This window comes from Hanamia caeni, from assembly GCF_003721595.1.
In the GTDB taxonomy this organism is placed as follows: Bacteria; Bacteroidota; Bacteroidia; order Chitinophagales; family Chitinophagaceae; genus Ginsengibacter; species Ginsengibacter caeni.
In genome coordinates this window covers 18,563-37,180 of the sequence record NZ_RJJR01000015.1, presented here as the reverse complement: position 1 = coordinate 37,180, position 18,618 = coordinate 18,563, and the positions used below count along the sequence as shown (strand labels likewise).

Sequence of the window (18,618 nt, the reverse complement as noted above, 5' to 3'; positions counted from 1 at the left end):
TATTTATTCTTACAATTTTTAGAGACTTTGAGGAATCGCAGCTAACAATATTAAACGAAATCCAATCATTTTACAAGTATTGATTATCAGCCCTTCCTATTGCGCTTTTTGTATCGTTGTTGCGTCAATACAGTTTTTAATATTGTTTGTTGAAAATTAATTCCAATCAAAATTCCGGCTACCACAGTTAGTTTCTTCTTACGGAGAAACTCAAAAGCGCTTCAAGGTAAAAATTAAATTAATATATAAAAAAGAAATTTTAAGAGGCAACTATCCCTGTGCACGTTGCTATAATAACTACCTGTTCCAATTATTTTTTTCGTTCATTTTAATATTTAATACTTTTGAAATTACCCCCTGCTAAAGTTTCTTACTGCTAAATATTTTTATGATGAAAATGCTCCTTTCCTTTCTGATTTCCCTTTGCAGTTTGTACGCATCAGCACAAACCGGCAATACGCCGCGGTGGCTTCGCAATTCCGCTATTTCTCCCGACGGGCAATGGATCGCTTTTGAATATAAAGGGGATATTTTCAAAGTGCCTGCATCCGGCGGCACCGCCCTCGCCATTACCATTACCCCGGATTACGAGAGTAACCCTGTCTGGAGCCATGATGGAAAATTGATTGCCTTTGCTTCTGACCGGTATGGAAACTTTGATGTGTATGTAATGCCGTCTGGCGGTGGAACTGCCACCAGGCTCACGTGGAATTCCGCCGCTGATGTTCCTTTGGATTTTACACCGGATGATAAATCCGTTGTGTTTGGTACCGCGCGTAATGATTTCTATACTTCCGTCCGGTTTCCCCTTCCCGGCATTTTCATGAAATTGTATCGCGTTCCCGTAGCAGGAGGAAGATCGGTGATGCTCAATTCTGCCGGAATGGGCGATGCCTCTTACAATAAAGATGGCAGCATGCTTATTTTCGAAGACAAGAAAGGTTACGAAAGCGATGAGCGCAAACACGAAAGAGCCTCCGTAACGCGCGATATCTGGACGTATAATATTGCCACAGAAAAGTATGCCAAACTAACCAGTTTCCAGGGAAACGATTTGCAACCGGTTTGGGGCGATGGTGATAATTATTTTTACCTGAGCGAGCAAAATGACGACAATCTCAACGTGTACCAATCGTCTGTAGCTGACACGGGCCGGCGCATTCAGTTAACTCATTTTAAAAGAAACCCCGTAAGAGACCTGAGCCGCTCAGGCAACGGCATTCTTTGTTTTACTTATGCCGGCGACATCTACACCCTTAAGGAAGGCGGTCAGCCTGAAAAAGTAAACATCACGCTCCAGGCGGATTTTGCCCAACAGGCTTCCAAAACACTCCCTGTGACTAACGAAGATATCAGTGAAATGGCACTGTCACCGGATGGCATGGAAGTGGCTTTTGTTTACCGCGGCGATATTTTTGCTTCTTCTGCGGATGGCAATACGACGAAGCGGCTGACCAATACGCCTTACCAGGAGCGGATGATAGAATTCAGCCCGGATGGACGTTCTATCATTTTCTCCGTAGAAAAAGACAGCTCCTCATGGGACATCAACCAGTTGGAAATTGCCAATAAAAACGAACCCTATTTTTATGCGGCAACCGTTGTCAATAATACCCCGGTGATTGCCACAGGGAAAGACGAATTTCAGCCGCATTATTCGCCGGATGGCAAAAAGATAGCTTACCTCGAAGAACGCAATATTCTAAAGGTGTATGACCCGGAAACTAAAAAAACGGTGACCGTGATTCCTGAAGGCGTTAATTATTCTTATGCTGACGGAGATGAATATTTTAACTGGTCGCCCGACAGCAAATGGATATTGGCGAATTCCTCTGAAGGTACTTTTAACCGTGCCGAAATAGACCTGGTAAAAGCAGACGGCACCGGCGAGCGCAAAAATCTTACTGAAAGCGGGTTTGACGACGTAATGCCCAAATGGGGAGCAGACGGGAAAATGATGGCATGGATATCCAGCAGGGAAGGAATGAGCAATCCCAGCCGTGGCGGCCAGGGAGATGTATATGCGATGTTTTTTGATAAGAAAGCGTTTGACCGTTTCAATCTCAGCGAAGACGATTTTAAGCTTTTAAAAAAAGAAGAGAAAAAAGACAGCATTAATAAAGAAAAAGAATTGCCTGAAAAGAAAGCGGTAAAAACCAAAGAAGTCAAACCGGTAGAATTAGACCTGGATGACCTTAATACCCGCACCAAAAGATTAACCATCAATTCATCCATGCTCAGTGATTTTATCCTTTCAAAAGATGGGGAGAAATTATATTACCTGGCAAAATATGAAAATGAATACAACCTGTGGCAAACTGAATTGCGCAGCCACGATACCAAAGTGATAGCGCAACTCAAGGCAAAAGAAGGGGGCTCGCTCGCCATAGACACTTCCGGAAAAACCATTTTTGTACTGGCAGGTGGCAAAATCAGCTCGGTAAATATTGCAGATGAAAATGATAAAAATAAAAAGGCAACGGATGACAATGTAAAGCTTCTGCCCATCAAAGCGAGCTTTAACCTCGACGCCGAAGGCGAACGGCAATATCTTTTTGAACACACCTGGCGGCAGGTAACAAAAAAACTGTTTGACCCAAAATTCCAGGGAGTGGACTGGAAATATTATCATGATTTTTACCAGCAGTTTCTTCCTTATGTAAATAATAATCATGATTTCAGGGATTTGCTCAGTGAAATGCTGGGCGAATTAAATGTGTCGCATACCGGTGCGAGGTATTATCCCAAAAAAGACAATGCAGATGAAACTGCGTCACTCGGAATGCTTTACAACGTTAAGAAAGGAGGTGATGGCCTTGTAGTTGAAGAAATATTAGCCGGTGGCCCGATGGACAACAGCAAAACAAAAGTGAAGCCGGGCGATATCCTGGAGAAGATAAACGGAACGGCCATCACCGCTGATTTCGACTGGGCCGGCTTATTAAATCATGCGGAAAAAGTATTTACCCGGCTTTCTTTCTCTGACCCTTCTTCCTCCAAAAAATGGGATGAAGTGATCAAGCCGGTTTCGGCAGCCGAAGAGCAAACGCTTATGTATAACCGTTGGGTAAAAATGATGCAAAAAATGACCGACAGTCTTTCGCGTGGAACAGTGGGCTATGTACATGTAAAGGCAATGAACGATCCCAGCTTCAGGACCGTGATCAGCAAAGTATTGGGGAAAAACTTTGATAAAAAAGCGCTCATTGTGGATACCCGCTTCAATGGCGGAGGATGGCTTCATGATAACCTGGTTACTTTCCTTGGTGGAAAATTATATATGCAGTTTGCGCCCCAGGGTAATATAGTTCCGGGAGGCGAATCCATGGATAAGTGGACTAAGCCCAGTTGCGTGGTGATGAGCGAATCCAATTATTCGGATGCTTTTATGTTTCCCTACATCTATAAGGAATTAGGAATTGGTAAATTGATTGGCATGCCGGTACCGGGAACGGGAACCGCCGTTTGGTGGGAAAGACAGATAGACCCAACCATTGTATTTGGTATCCCGATGATTGCCACCAAAGGGGTTAACGAAGATAATTTTACTGAAAACCACCAGTTAGAGCCGGACATAAAAGTGGAGAATCCTTATAATAAAGTATTAAATGGCCAGGACCCGCAGTTAGAAGCAGCGGTTAAAGAAATGCTTAAAACAGTAAGCAAATAGGCATTAAGGTTTACAGTAAACAAATAAATAAGACCGGTTTTTATTTTTTTGAAAGACACAGGTGTGGGGCCATTTGTTTCGCTGCCCAGCACGTCATCCCGTTTACGCCGGGTCACTTTCAGGAGAATCCGGCTGGGACTGAAAGTGAGTTTTATTCAAGGCTGTCGTTAGCGCCTCCGCCAATAATCTAACAGTATGACCCACATAAAAACACCAGCTTAAAATTTTTAACAGATTGCATTTATCTTAGCCTCAAAATAAAAAAATGAAGCCATCGGAAAGACTAACTGATGCTCAGCAAAAAGCTGCATTCGCACAAAATCATTCGTTACTGTTTTTCATTTTATTTCCTGCTGTATCCATGTTGCTCGGATGGGGATTACGTGGCTTTATTGGTGGCGGCCCTTTCGGAGCCATGATTCCGGGCGCCATGGTTATGCTGGCCATCTGCCTGTTACTTGACATTCCACTCAGGCTTGCTGCCATAGCAACCGTTTTTGGAACCGCAGGAACCGCTATGGGTGGAGAGATGACTTATGGGCAAACAATTGGCTTTCTCCGAAACGCTGACACAGTATGGTGGGGCTTTGCCGGAACAAGCCTGAAGGGTGCAGTATGGGGATTACTCAGCGGGCTGTTTATTGGCCTGGGCCTGATTTTTCAACGGATTAAAGTTAAAACCATCCTCATAGGTTTTTTGATATTTTTGATTGCGCTTGTGATTGGTTTGAAAGTGATAAACGATCCAAAAGTCCTGTATTTTTCAAATCCTTATTCGCATCCCAGGAATGAATCGTGGGCAGGATTATTATTCGCCGCAATTGGATTATTAATTTTCCTGAAAATAAAAACCCGCGCTGAAGATTTCAAAATAGTATGGCGGTTTGCCCTATATGGGTTAATAGGTGGAGGCCTGGGCTTTGGCCTGGGCTCTCTTTGGATTACAGTCGGCGCTCAGTATGGCTCCCGTCTTCTCATCGTTGACTGGTGGAAGATGATGGAATTTTCATTCGGTTTTTTATTGGGTGGTTTTCTTGGCTTTGCGGCGTGGAGAAGCAATCATATCGACTGGCGGCTGAATCCAAAAAAATTAATTACCATCAATAAATCCTTTGCATCAGAATTGGTTTCCGTCATGTTCATAGGTTTTTTGATGTACGCAGCAATATCATGGCTTGAATCGTACCTGGATATAATTAACACCCGTGACGGAATATTCTACGAATCACTAGCTACTATCGGAAGGGTTTTGGTTAATTTTACGTTCATCGGTTGTGCCTTAATAATGATAACCCTGCGATGGCCGCATCTTGCTTTCCAGATTGCTGTTACCTTAACCTTTTGCCATTGCGTAATAGATCTCGTAACTGACGAGCACCTTTTTCCGGCATTACAATCGTCGCCTTTATTGATGATAATCATAATTATTGCCGCCTCGTTGGTTGTCGGCCTGTTGGTGGCTGCATTTCAAAGAAAGCCATCCGTGTTGAGATCCATGTTGTTGATACTGGTTTGGTCAACCATAGCCGTAGCGCTAATAAGAATGTTTGTAAATGGTGATTTCAGCTTCAGGCAAGATCATTCTCTAGCCCAGGTGGTCATAGGAGACTTGTTTGTGTTTGATGTCTTTATGATTTCAGCAATCATGGTATCCCTTATGGTTATGAAAAATAAAGCTTTCCGTACGCTGCCGGCATCATAACAAGGTGCCTTCACTCAAAACAAAAATCAATTTTATTTGTTGCTTCACTGCATTCGGACTTAAAGAATATAATACAAAACGGGCATTGAAAAAAATACCATTCTTTACGAGGACGCAAATAAGAATTACGATGTTCATTATCATCTGGCCTTCGACCAACGATTTTATTTGTTTCTTCCTTTTATTTTACAGATTAACGTTATGGATCAAAATTTTTCAATTGAACGTGCACAGTTTTTTACAGCAACTATTTTTCAACGGAATCATTTGCTTTCGGACGATAATTCTAAGAACATAATAGTGGAAAGTTCAAAATTCTTAGTGACTGGTAACGAATCCAGCTAAACGCTTTTATTATAATGAGTAATCATATTTATCTGATTTGGCAACCATACCGCGGAATATTTTAATTTGAAAGAGGACCACCTACAGAGGCTGAAACCATTGGAAATAAGAATTGGCGGAACTTGTTTGTTTACGGTTTAACTTCTGTAAATAGCATTATCATTATCTAAAGAGCGCCTGCCAGACAGAAGGAACCAGGAAGAAAAAAACATCATTTTCTCCGATTCCATCTTACCACATAAGTTTATAATACCTCCCACTGCTCAATCAATTCAGCCGCGGGGTAATTGGCGCTGGAAAAGTCTTTCACGTTTTCATAGATTTATCATTGCTGTTAGCTGGAAAATATAAAACGAACAAATGGAAATTAAAATTTTATACATTAGTGCTCAATATTTTCCGGTTGGCATCTACAATCCTATTGACGCGTTAAAGTTGTAAACACACTTTGCAATATCCGGATATTAAAATTCCATCCTCTGAAGAAAGTCCTTTTCTTACCACTGAAAAATACAAGAAAATTTCAATTTTGTGATGGCTATGATTATGATCTTCAAAAATCCAATCAGGACTCGAATCGAAATGGAAGTGATTTCAACAATAAATGACACAGCCCCATTGAATTAGCAGCCTGCATCTATTCCCTATCCTTTTCTGAAGAATAATGGTCAATAGCAGTTTCGCTGAGTGAGCGGTCAACAGGAGCGTATAAAAATGATTCCCTAAAGAAAGCTGTTTGCCTGCTCAGTTTTCCCTTGCAATCACCCTAACTTATTTTATTGGCAAAATGCTTCTTTCAACTTTGTAAAAAGTTTTTCTGAAAATTTATTTTAAAGAAAACATTGAATCATGAAACTGTTATTCTTTTTTGCATTGATTTTAACTTTTTTTGAAAGTCAGGCTCAATCTAATATTTCAGGTGTAATGGAAGATAGCCTTGATAGAAAACTTGATAACGTAAACGTACTGCTGTTGCGGGCTTCCGATTCCGGTCTCGTAAAAGGTATGCTTACTGATGCAAGCGGAAGCTTTTTATTCAGGAATATTCAAACAGGAAACTATTTTATAAAGTCAAGCTTTACCGGGCTTAATCCGTATAATTCAGAAACCTTTTTTATTTCAGCGGGCAACGACAAAAATGTTGGTGTGATTCATCTTTATCTAAAGACTCAGCAATTGGATGAGGTGAAAGTAGCCGCAAAGAAACCGCTGCTGGAACAAAAAATTGACCGGCTTATTATAAATGTGGAAAACAGTATTACTTCAGCAGGAAGTACAGCGCTTGAGATTCTAGAAAGATCTCCCGGTGTGATTGTTGACCACCAGAATAATGTTATTTCTCTTAGTGGCAAAGACGGCGTGCAGTTAATGATCAATGGAAAGATGAGCCACCTGCCTGTGAGTGCTGTAGTAGAAATGTTATCGGGTATGAACTCGGCCAATATAGAAAAAATAGAGCTGATAACCACACCGCCTGCCAGTTTTGATGCCGGCGGAAATGCGGGCTACATCAATATTGTATTGAAAGAGAATAATAATGTTGGCACAAATGGATCTTATAATTTATCGCTCGGATATGGAAAAGGATTGGTAAGTGGTGCAGGTATTAATTTCAATCATCGTAAAGACAAATTGAATATTTATGGCGATATCTCTTATTCACGAATAAAAGGCCCTATCGGATTTGAGGGTTATAGCAAAATACAGAATAAAGGGAACGTTTTCGAAAAATATAATACCATGGACCGTACCGACACAACGATACAAATAAATGCAAGGCTTGGACTGGATTACCAAATCAACAACCGAACCGTTGTCGGCATGCTGGTTACAGGTAATAAAAGGCATTTCACACAGGCTGAGCAGACTCAAAGTTCATTAATCAAAAATGGAGTGCCCGATACTTTAACGACCTATTCAAATCATGAGCTGAACGATTGGATAAATTATGGAATCAATTTAAACAGCAGCCATAGTTTTAAAGAAAATACGAATCTTACTCTGAATCTTGATTATATCCATTACAAAAACAATCAACCGGTGAATTATTTTGCTTCTAACTATGATGGCACCGGAAAGTTTATTTACAACCTTGCAACACGGAGCGGCAAGCTTACCTATATGGAATTTTTGGTCGGGGCCTTAGACTACAACGCCAAATTAGGAAAGAAAATAAGTATGGAAAGCGGGCTTAAACAAACCGTTTCAGGATTTAAAAATGATGTAAGTTTTGAAAGGCTGGAGCAGCCTTCATGGATTAAGGATGAGGCGTTGTCGGCAAAATATAAATTGAACGAAAATTATTCAGCGGCTTATGTTTCTGTTGATGTTTCTCTCAATAAAAAGACGGATGCCAAGTTGGGCTTACGGTATGAATACACTAATTCAAACCTGGGCACCGAAACCATAAAAAATATAGTGGACCGGCATTATGGAAATCTTTTTCCAACCGTTTTTCTGTCGCATACTTTGAATGAAAATAATAAAATTAATTTTTCATTTAACACCCGTATCAACAGGCCTGCCTTTACTGACCTGGCACCTTTTACATATTACCTCGATTCAAAAACAGAGCTTACGGGCAATCCCGCATTGCAACCATCTTTTACCAATACCATTAAGGGAGATTATATCTTTAAATCTTACCTTTTTTCAATTTCTTACAGCGTAGAAAAAAAAGCTATAACGGGGTTCCAGGCGGAAATAGATTCGGCAAGGCTGATAACCATTTTGACACCACGAAATCTTGAAAATCAAAAGATCATTTCTGCAATCATTTCCTTACCGGTTACGGTGAATGAATGGTGGACAATGCAATTTAATATTACAGGATTATGGCAACAGGTAAATGCGATTTATCAAAAAGATGCGGTAAGGTTGAACTCCGGCAATATTAATATTTACGGAAGCCAGCAATTTAAGCTACCGAAAAAATTTACACTTGAATTGTCCGGTTTTTATCAATCGAAATCCCTATCGGGGTTAGCTATTGTAAAACCTCTTGGTATGCTTAACATGGGGCTAAAGAAAAAGCTTGGCCAGAAAAGTTCATTAGATTTTAATGCTTCAAATATTTTGAATTCTATGAAATACAGAACGTCCATTAATTTACCGGAACAAAATCTTGTTTCTACTTTCAATCTCAATTTCTCCCGGCCAACTTTTAAGGTGACGTTCACACACAATTTTGGCAAAGAAAAATTAAAGGGAAAGCGTGAACGCAGTACCGGTGCGGAAGAAGAAAAAGGGAGAGTGAATAATAATTAAAATTTCAGGAACAGAAGAAGCTATTCTTTACAATATCTTTATAGCCTTATCATTACTTTTATATTCAAATAAAAGTAAAACGTGAAGCTGTCAGATATAAGAAAATTGCCGGTTAAAACACAATACCTTTTTAGTGTGCTACCGGTACTTGCCGTTTCACTGGCTTTCTTTCCTTTTAATGGCGGTATCGACTATAAAATAGTAGCACTCGTCCTGTTAATGACGGTATCGGTAGTGGCGATGCTGTTTGAAATTCTTCCGGTATTGCTTTCGGCTGTTTTAAGTGCTGTTATATGGAACTTCTTCTTTATACCGCCGTTATATACTTTTAGCATTGGCAATACCGAGGATTTGCTGATGTTTCTACTCTATTTTTTAATTGCGCTGATAAATGCGGCTTTGACATTCAAAATGCGCGAAGCAGAGAATAAGGCAAGAGATAAAGAAGAAAAGGAAAACGAGTTGAAACTGTACAATACCCTACTTAATTCGCTCTCACACGAGTTACGCACACCCATTGCTGCCATTCTTGGTTCGGTGGATATGCTAAAAGAAAGCCTGAATCCAATTTCGGCTGAAAATCAGTCGGAATTGCTGAACGAAATCCAAATCGCCGGAAACCGTCTGAACCGCCAGGTGGAAAATATTCTCAATATGAGCCGGTTAGAGAGTGGAATGTTAAAACCTAAAATGGATTGGACAGATATGAACGAGCTTATTAATTCTGCCATTCAAAAGCTGGTTCCCACTGATCACCATTTTATTTTTCAAAACAATGATAATCTTCCCTTGTTCAAGCTGGACAGTGGCCTCACGGGGCAAATTGTATACAACCTGTTACATAATGCCGTTCAATATACACCTGCAAATACTTGTATTGAGATTGAGGTAAAACATGAGGCGGAAAATTGTGTGATCACTGTTTCAGACAATGGCAACGGTTTCCCCATGGAAGAAATTCCGATGGTATTTGATAAATTTTACCGTCTTCCCAATACCAAAGCAGGCGGAAGCGGCTTAGGTCTTTCCATCGTAAAAGGTTTTGCAGAAGCGCAAAACGGTACCGTAAAACTGGAAAATAATCAACAGGGAGGCGCAAAATTCACTATCGAAATTGCGGCTGAAGCCTCCTATTTAAACAACCTGAAAAATGAATAAAGCGGAGATACTTATCATCGATGATGAACCACAAATTCGTAAGCTTCTTGAAATTACGTTAGAGAGCAATGGTTACAAGGTGTTGCAGGCTGAAAACGGGAAAGAAGGGATAATAAAGGCAGCAAGCCATCCTCCCGAACTTATTTTGCTGGACATTGGGCTACCGGATAAAAGTGGTCATGAAATACTCAAGGAATTGCGCCAGTGGTACAATAAATCTATTATTATTCTTTCTGTACAAAATAGCGAAACGGATATTGTCTCCGCTCTTGATAATGGCGCTACCGATTATCTTTCCAAGCCATTTCGTACAGCAGAATTATTAGCACGTATTCGCTCGGCAATCCGAAGAAATCAAACAACCAACAATACAACTATTATGGATGCAGGCGATTTGCAAATTGACCTGGCTGCAAGAACCGTTAGAAAAAACAATGAATTGATTAAACTCACTTCCACTGAATTCAATCTCCTTTCACTTTTCGCCCGCAATGAAGGCCGGGTTATGACGCACCGGTTTATACTAAAGGAAATCTGGGGCGTAGGTTATCAAACCGAAACACAATATTTACGTGTTTTTGTTGGTTCACTGCGAAAAAAGATTGAAGAAAATCCAAATAACCCGCTGCACATTATTACTGAAAGCGGTGTTGGTTACCGCTTTCAATAGTCTTTATAAAAATTTTATTTTTCGGACTGTTTTTTTATCTTTTGTTGATGGATTAAAAATTTACTTCGTCATGAATTGCTAAATCAAAATTGCAATCATGCTTTCACCCGGAGTAATACCTATTATTGGCATCGTTCTGCTGTCAGGTACTGTTATATTCCTGTTTCTTACAGCAGTTAAAGAAATGCTTGAAGAAAAATAAAGTGCATTCCCTAAAGCCATTCTGCTCTTTATAAAACCTTTATATCCGGTGGTACTATTTTTACATTTTCCCTATACTATTCCTTTCAATTTTGCAGGAGATCAATTCAATAGGAATGGAAAGGATTAAAAAGGGAATCTCTGGCAAAGTAACGGCTGCAACCTTACTGGTTGCCCTGGGCATTATTTATGGCGATATAGGCACCAGCCCGCTTTATGTTTTAAAAGCCATTGTGGGTGAAAGGCCTGTTTCGGAAATACTTGTATATGGCGGTATTTCCTGCGTATTCTGGACCATCACCTTTCAAACCACTTTCAAATATATCTACCTTACCTTAAAAGCCGACAACCATGGCGAAGGTGGAATTTTTTCATTATATGCGCTCGTTCGCAAATATGGAAAATATATGGTCATTCCGACCATCCTTGGCGCTACTACTTTACTCGCGGACGGCATTATCACGCCACCCATTTCTGTGGCTTCGGCAGTGGAAGGGTTAACGATTGTAAAAGGCCTCGAACATTTGCCAACAGTTCCGGTGGTAATAATCATCTTATCGGCATTGTTTTTCTTTCAGCGTTTCGGCACCCATAAAATTGGAAGCACATTCGGGCCTGCGATGTTAGTTTGGTTTATCATGCTGGCCACTCTTGGTATTTCACAAATTGCCAAACATCCTGCTATTTTCAAAGCACTTAGTCCCGTGTACGCTTACCATTTTTTGGCAGAATACCCTCACGGCTTTTGGTTATTAGGTGCCGTTTTTTTAGCCACTACCGGAGCGGAAGCATTATATTCTGACCTCGGGCATTGCGGTAGAAATAATATCCGTATTACATGGGCCTGGGTAAAGACCGCATTAATGCTCAATTATATGGGGCAGGCTGCCTGGATTATGAACCTGGGAAAAGGTGCATTGCTGCAGGCCCGGAATCCTTTTTATGAAATAATTCCCCACTGGTTTCTGATACCAGGAATCATTATTGCGACCATTGCCACCATAATTGCATCACAGGCCATGATCAGCGGAAGCTATACACTCGTGAACGAAGCGATGAACCTGAATTTCTGGCCACGTATTGCAGTAAGGCAGCCCACAGAATTAAAAGGACAAATCTACATTCCAAGCGTAAACAATATTCTTTGGGCAGGTTGTATTTTGATGATCTTATATTTTGAAACTTCCACCAATATGGAAGCTGCTTATGGTTTTGGTATTACTATAACCATGATGATGACCACCTTTTTGCTTATGCACTTTCTGTTTTACAAATTAAAATGGAATAAATTTTTAGTACTTGGCTTACTGCTGCTTTTTGGCACTATAGAATTTTCTTTCTTTATTGCAAACGTGGCAAAAATAGAGGAGCGCTGGAAGTTTCTTTTCTTTGAATTTGGCATTTTTACTACAATGTACGTCTGGTATTACGGCAGAAAAATTACCAACCGGCTAACCCATTTTGTAGATTTGGGTAAATATGCAACTCAACTGAAAATGTTAAGCGAAGACAGCCGGATTCCAAAGTATTGCTCCCAATTAATCTACCTCACAAAAGCCAACCAACGACATAATATTGAAGAAAAAATCATTAAATCAATTTTTGGCAAAAAGCCCAAAAGGGCGGATGTTTATTGGTTTCTTCATATCAACAGAACTGAAGAGCCTTACACACTTTCCTATAATGTTTCTGAGCTGGTAGATGATAGGGTGATAAAAGTAAATATCAATATTGGTTTTCGTATTCAGCCCCGGACAGAGTTGTATTTCAAAAAAATAGTGCAGGAACTGATAAATAATAAGGAACTGAATTTACATACCCTGCCTGATGGATCCACTAAATACAACAGTGAGCCCGATTTTAAATTTGTAGTCATTGAAAAATTTCTTTCTGTAGAAAATGAATTTTCCCTGCGTGAAGGGTTATTACTGAACACTTATTTTTTTCTAAAACGCCTCGGCCAAAGCGATGAAACCGCTTTTGGACTCGATAAAAGCGATGTGGCCATCGAACAGATACCATTGGTGTACCAGCCTTTTACCAATGTTGAGTTAAAACGTGAAGAGCACCTGCAGCCGATGATGTAAAATTGAAAAAGATTTTTCACCGGCCGGGACTGAAGAGAGCACGGCGTGGCGAATGGATTATAAAGCTTACCTTGTAACGATGACACCCAATACAAAAGTGCAATTTATCATATTTGATACAATCCTTTCCCCTGAACCATTCATGAAACGCTGGAAAGAATATGCGAGGTCTTCCAAAAGCGACGCAGATGTTATTCTTCAACAATCCCATCACAATGGCGCCTTCAGGTATATTGCCCAGCACCGCTTTGCCCGTGAGGAAGTTCAATTTGTTTTCGTCAAGGAAAAGCGTACCTCCCGCGTTCCCCAGGAGTCTATTAAGTCACAATTGGTTGGCGGATATTCGGTTTTAAAGGCAGGTCGGCTCACGGATACGGGCGCCAATGAAAGAAAGGTTTTCGCATTCATCACTGATCCGGCAACTGACCTCAGAATTTACGAAGATTTATTACCCGAAGGGCAATTGAATATTTACGAACCCTATTACGAGAATTGCAAATATGGCTTTGTACTTGAATATTTTGTAAAAAGTAAATTCGCCGAAAGGCTCGTCGGTCAATTAAAGAACCCGGAAATTACAGATGCGGCTGTTTACCACGAATGTAAAATTTCTAAAGACCCAAATACTGCAGAAAAGGAAAAGGCCTTGTATGTGTGGCCTTCATTTTAGTAATGTAACTATCCACTGGCAAGCAAAGCAGAAAAGTATAATGCTCATAAATATGAAAAGCGGATATTTGTTTGTTTGCTGACCATCTTAAGATAATTATGGTATCCATAATTACCCAAGCAATCCTTAGTTTATGCCCCCCTGTTGCGCAAGCGGAACGCTTGCCCAATAACACAAGCTTCCGCCAACAACGGGTAAAATCAATCGATCCGAAATCAATCCGCCTGGGGCAAATCCTTGTTATCCTCTTTTAAAAGCAACTCTGCATACAATAATGGATGTAAGGTTTTACCGGCAGGACTATATTTTCTCAGGACAGACACAGCAGGTGAATCTATCATTTTGAAGGTTATAAAGTGCTGGTTCACTTAAAACTTTCCCAAAGTTGTAATTACAGGTTCCCATATTGCGGTAACGCATTCTAACTTTCGGAAAGTTACTGAAGGCAACGGAATGAGGGATTAGGGATTCTGCTTTGTAGAATCCGTGTTATTCATCATTTGATGATCTTCGTGTTCCCCGTGCATCATTTGCATCATTTGCATCATTTGGCTGGCATCAATGTAACGCCAATGCTCCACGGCTTTACCATTTTTTATTTTTACCACATTTACGCTGGTCATGTCAATGGGTGTATTGGCGGGCATTCCCATGTATTCACTGTTGGTAGTGCCAGTCATTCTTACCAGGTCAAAATGATAATCGCCGCCGGTAGCATAGGCAACAGGGTCCATTTTAAGATTACTGATATGATCGTGCATTTCTGTAAACATGATTTTGGCAGAATCAAGGCCTACCATATCGCCATGAGGCCCCGAATGGTCAACGATGTTGTTATCAATAAACTGATCCAGTTTACTTACATCACCAGTCTCAATAGCCCGGTAAACCTGTAGGGTATTTGCATGATTCGTTTCTGCCTGTGAATTGCCCTGCGCCAATGAAGCCAATACACAAAAAATAATACCAACGATTGTTAGAGATAATTTTTTCATTTTGTTTGATTTAAAGTAGGTGAATAAAAGAAAAAAAATCCCGTAGTGTTCAAAAGTATGCCTGGGCTTTCTTAGGAAACGAAGCACGAAAGGAAATCAGAAGTGGCGGTAATATTTTAAGAATAATGGTTTAAGTTTCGTCTGGAGTAGTTTGGAAAGCAAATACTGTTACCCATCTACGATACAACTCCGCTGATAGTCGTGCAAGTCCCGTGCCGAAATAAAAAGCCCATCTGAACAAAGAAACAGATGGAATAACGCCTTTATATAAAACACAATGGTAAAAGGTTTTCGCACCTTTTTTCGTAGCACCTGTTTTCATAATTTCTTAATGTTCTCTTAACCTTTTCATAAACCCCGGGTTTTAGTTTTGACAAAACACAATTACGCTTCCTCTTGAATTTCTTGAAAGACTTGATGAGATTTTTTTCCTGCTAATCAACCGCGCTTCGTGTTATACACTCCTGGACCCTGGTATGCTATTACTGATAAATCCGTTTACATGGATTCCTCTTTGTGTTTTTATGCCTTTGTTCATGTTTGTGAAAACCGGAAAACACGGCTGGCTGATTCAGGATTTTATGGGCAACGAATCCTGTCTTCCGTTAAAAGAAAAATTAATCCGGGTCGTGAAACAATTTATACAACCGATTAGTCTTCATTGAAACCTCTCCCTGGCTAGGTCTCTATTCCCCACCCTGGTGCGGATGCAGGGCACGGCGTTCAGCGTCATTAACCCATAAATCGGGTATTCACCACCTCTCCATTTAAATAATATCCGGCCGGACTGTATTTGTAGTGCACGGGATTTTCAACCAATTTTCATACGCCGCTGTAAGGAGTATGGTGAATATAGCTCTGCGATATTCCAGGCTAATGATTTTATCCCACCTTCATCGTACGTGTGCTGCCTGGCTGCAAGGGCTTGGGGAGAGGCACGGCATGGGAGAGAAGTATTTTAGTTATTGCAATTCAAATTATGAGGTGTCGAATAACCTTACGCACAACGTTGAAGCATGTGCGATGGCATAGCAATAGCTAACAGTCAGCCCGGACAAATGTTTAATTGAAAAACTGGCGTTGAAGTTTATTTCGTCAGCCATGCTATTGCAATGCGCTTATTAGACGATGTTATTGTTCGTAATTAAAATCCTATTCTGCCTTTGCTTCTTGCCGATGCGTTTTTTGTCGGATGTACGGGGGTGGAACGTTGAATAAAGAAGATGCCGTCATATAACCCTTTTAACTTCTCTATTACGAAATTTTCTTTCGTACTTCTATTAATCCAATTGCCTTCACCAAAGCTGCTCGGTGTGTCCAACCATTTGCTGACTATAGGATTCGCTGATGCTTGACGTAAATCCACAAACAGGTATGGGGAACCTATCTGTGCAAAATGCCAATTTGTAGAGTTTGAAACAACATGCAATGTGTCTACTTTCAAATCACCCCACGAGTTATCAGGCAGTAATTCCCTTGCTTGAAAAGTTCCTTCATAACATTCCAAGCCAAGTGCATAGTATCTGTCGTGGAACTTTTGTCGCAAGAAATAGCCAATGCTTTTTACTGGGTCATTGCTTGATACATGATAATTGTGTGCCCAAAACATGAACTTAGTATTGGGCCTTTCCCTTTCCATGAGGTACAACATGTTCTGCCACATGTACTCGTCTCTGTCTGATTTTTTCGAGGCAAATGAAGGCGGCACATCTTTAACATTGAAATAAAGGGACTGTTGCATGACTTCAAGGTACTTATGAGTTTGTTCCCATTCCTGTAAGGAAGAAGCAGTGACTAGTCTATCCTTCCTGTCTGCTAAATAGCCCATTAAATTATTCAAAGGAACAAAAATTTGCTGCAGTGTAGTTTGATTCATACGGCTGAGCCAATTAACTTCTTCACTGGCAAGCATGCCGAACACAGAATCAACAGATGCTACTTTTTCAGGTACGTATTTTTTAAAATAAGCACCCACCTTTTCCCTACCGACTTTTTGCAGGCTTAAGATGTCCAACCCATAAAACCGCACCTTTTTTTCATCAGCTACCTTTTGATTATACTCCCTCATCCAATTAAGCATAGCCGAGAATTCTTCTGTATCCCATGCTGTATACATCTGATTTGTGAGCACCGTAGCCCTGTCTCCATTACCAGTAAGTATGTAATCGTTAATAGGTTCGCAATCTGAAAAACTTGCTTCAAGAGCAAACGCAGTAAAGCCCATTTGTGTTACCAGAAATTCTACCAGACGTCTCTTGATTTCAAAAAACTCATGAGTACCATGTGTGGCTTCTCCAAGTCCGATTACTTGTACATCCTGAAGTATTTTTTTCAAAGGCTGTAAGTCTGAGAAACCATGTCCAGCTTCTATGTATTTAATTGGAAACGCACTTTGCTTTAACCAAGCCGTTACAACTTCCGTGGTGTCCTGTGCAGAGGAAAGATTTGTAAAAAACAAGGCACTTAGCAAATAGAGAATGTGTTTAATAGGTCGTCTCATAAAGGTTTGTTTTAGAGTGATGTAGGTCTTATTTCACCTAAGTTTGTATTTACGCAATTAGATGCAACTTCAATTTTTACAACTCCTTCATTTTCATTATCCGAATTCTTCGTTTTTTGGATTGTTCAGTTGCGTCAATCCACCCGGTCCGGCTCAGAGTTATTTTTACTTAGTGTTCGGAAACCTTTGGAATATTTATTAAAGTTTCTTTTTTTACATGCCAATATTCTCAGTCGTTTTTAAGCCCATGTGCGCTAATAAAACCTTTCTGCCGAGATCTTAAAAAATGTCGCCAGCAAAGCAGCAATGGAACACATTTACATTTACTTTCTTGCCATCGCTAAACCGAATCGAAATTATTAATTACTGTTTTTATTCAGGGGAGGAAAAGTATAATTCCAGTCATGGAAAAACACTAATTAGTAATGGGAAAGCCCTGCTTTTGTTGGCATTCCCTCCAACCATCTTTATTTCTGGTACTTCTTTTTAAAGAAAAGTTTCAGATTTGAAACCATACTTCCACACAGGAAGCTTATAGATTGTTATCAGCAGGATTTTACGAAAAATGGAATAAAAGATTTTTTTTAACTGATTTCAGGCAGGACAAGTTAATGGCGGCTGGCGGGGACGCCGCCAACAGCATCCGGAGGACTATTTTGCAAATCGAGAAACTTATCCAGGATCATTACATTATAGTAATCAGGTTTTTTCTCAGGGAAATCAAATAACGGCAAATCTTTAAATCCTACAAATATGAATTCCTTTTTGCCCCAGCTTACAAAATCTTCAAATGTCCAGTTTCCGGCTATATGGTCGCAATATTCATCATGATAGTCTGAACAAAAAGTAAGCATTTGTGTTGATCCGAATTTCTCTATTGCAGATGGCATTTTGCACCTTTCTTTTAAAACATAGGGGCCGCTCTGTACATCCATCTGCCTTGTTGCATTTATTGCATCATATTCTTCAAAAGTACGGAGTCCATATTGCCTGATAAGCCAGCACATGCGGGCCGTATCATCCCATCTGTATAAACAACAGTCGTCAAGTGAATTTTTCATTACATAAGGGTTGATATAAAATGTTCCGTTCCACCCGCTGGCTGTCTTATTAGTGAATTCAATCAATTCTTTCCTTTCGAGATATTGGTCTAAGCTTAAAGAATTAATTGTGCTTACATTCAATCCGACAAAATCATCCGGAATATCTTTTATATAATTACAATCGTTTCCCATAATAGAATTGAACACAACCAGGCCCGTCCGTTCAAATAGTTTTTGCACTAGCTCCTTGCCATTGTTATAATGCATGTTGTGATTGAAAATATGTGCGTTGTCAATTCCCATTTGCTAT

At 40.1% G+C, this 18,618-nt stretch carries 11 protein-coding genes; 7 read left to right on the top strand and 4 right to left on the bottom strand.

All coding sequences use genetic code 11. The annotated features are described in order from the left end of the window. The first annotated feature begins 388 nt into the window (after window positions 1–388). From EFY79_RS16895 to EFY79_RS16865, 7 genes are all read left to right on the top strand, one after another. Entirely contained in the window at window positions 389–3,670 is a 3,282-nt protein-coding gene (locus EFY79_RS16895; protein WP_123121922.1) for a S41 family peptidase, read from the top strand. 265 nt (window positions 3,671–3,935) lie between these two features. Beyond that, on the top strand, window positions 3,936–5,372 hold the full coding sequence (locus tag EFY79_RS16890; protein WP_123121921.1) for a hypothetical protein: 1,437 nt from the start codon (window positions 3,936–3,938) through the stop codon (window positions 5,370–5,372). 1,194 nt (window positions 5,373–6,566) lie between these two features. Continuing rightward, on the top strand, window positions 6,567–8,984 hold the full coding sequence (locus EFY79_RS16885; RefSeq protein WP_123121920.1) for an outer membrane beta-barrel family protein: 2,418 nt from the start codon (window positions 6,567–6,569) through the stop codon (window positions 8,982–8,984). 81 nt (window positions 8,985–9,065) lie between these two features. Beyond that, window positions 9,066–10,142, top strand: a complete 1,077-nt coding sequence (locus tag EFY79_RS16880) for a sensor histidine kinase (RefSeq protein WP_123121919.1) — start codon at window positions 9,066–9,068, stop codon at window positions 10,140–10,142. Beyond that, window positions 10,135–10,812 (top strand): response regulator, encoded by a 678-nt coding sequence (locus EFY79_RS16875; protein WP_123121918.1) that lies wholly within the window; start codon window positions 10,135–10,137, stop codon window positions 10,810–10,812. Before EFY79_RS16880 ends, EFY79_RS16875 begins: the two co-directional genes overlap by 8 nt. A 317-nt stretch (window positions 10,813–11,129) precedes the next feature. Then, complete coding sequence (locus EFY79_RS16870) at window positions 11,130–13,100, top strand: KUP/HAK/KT family potassium transporter (RefSeq protein ID WP_123121917.1); 1,971 nt, start codon at window positions 11,130–11,132, stop codon at window positions 13,098–13,100. Window positions 13,101–13,179: 79 nt separating this feature from the next. Beyond that, complete coding sequence (locus EFY79_RS16865; protein ID WP_148041953.1) at window positions 13,180–13,770, top strand: hypothetical protein; 591 nt, start codon at window positions 13,180–13,182, stop codon at window positions 13,768–13,770. 215 nt (window positions 13,771–13,985) lie between these two features. Here EFY79_RS16865 and EFY79_RS21920 read toward each other — a convergent pair whose 3' ends face one another. The 4 genes from EFY79_RS21920 to EFY79_RS16850 all read right to left on the bottom strand — a co-directional run bounded on the left by EFY79_RS21920 (window position 13,986) and on the right by EFY79_RS16850 (window position 18,611). After that, window positions 13,986–14,111: a hypothetical protein gene (locus tag EFY79_RS21920; protein ID WP_262684747.1), complete on the bottom strand. Its 126-nt coding sequence runs from the start codon at window positions 14,109–14,111 to the stop codon at window positions 13,986–13,988. Between the two features lie 120 nt (window positions 14,112–14,231). Next, window positions 14,232–14,765 (bottom strand): ester cyclase, encoded by a 534-nt coding sequence (locus EFY79_RS16860; RefSeq protein WP_123121915.1) that lies wholly within the window; start codon window positions 14,763–14,765, stop codon window positions 14,232–14,234. Window positions 14,766–15,909: 1,144 nt separating this feature from the next. Beyond that, window positions 15,910–17,265 carry an erythromycin esterase family protein gene (locus EFY79_RS16855; RefSeq protein WP_123121914.1) on the bottom strand — a complete coding sequence of 452 codons (1,356 nt, stop codon included), beginning with the start codon at window positions 17,263–17,265 and terminating at the stop codon, window positions 15,910–15,912. Between the two features lie 608 nt (window positions 17,266–17,873). Continuing rightward, entirely contained in the window at window positions 17,874–18,611 is a 738-nt protein-coding gene (locus EFY79_RS16850) for a hypothetical protein (protein WP_148041952.1), read from the bottom strand. Window positions 18,612–18,618: the final 7 nt, after the last annotated feature.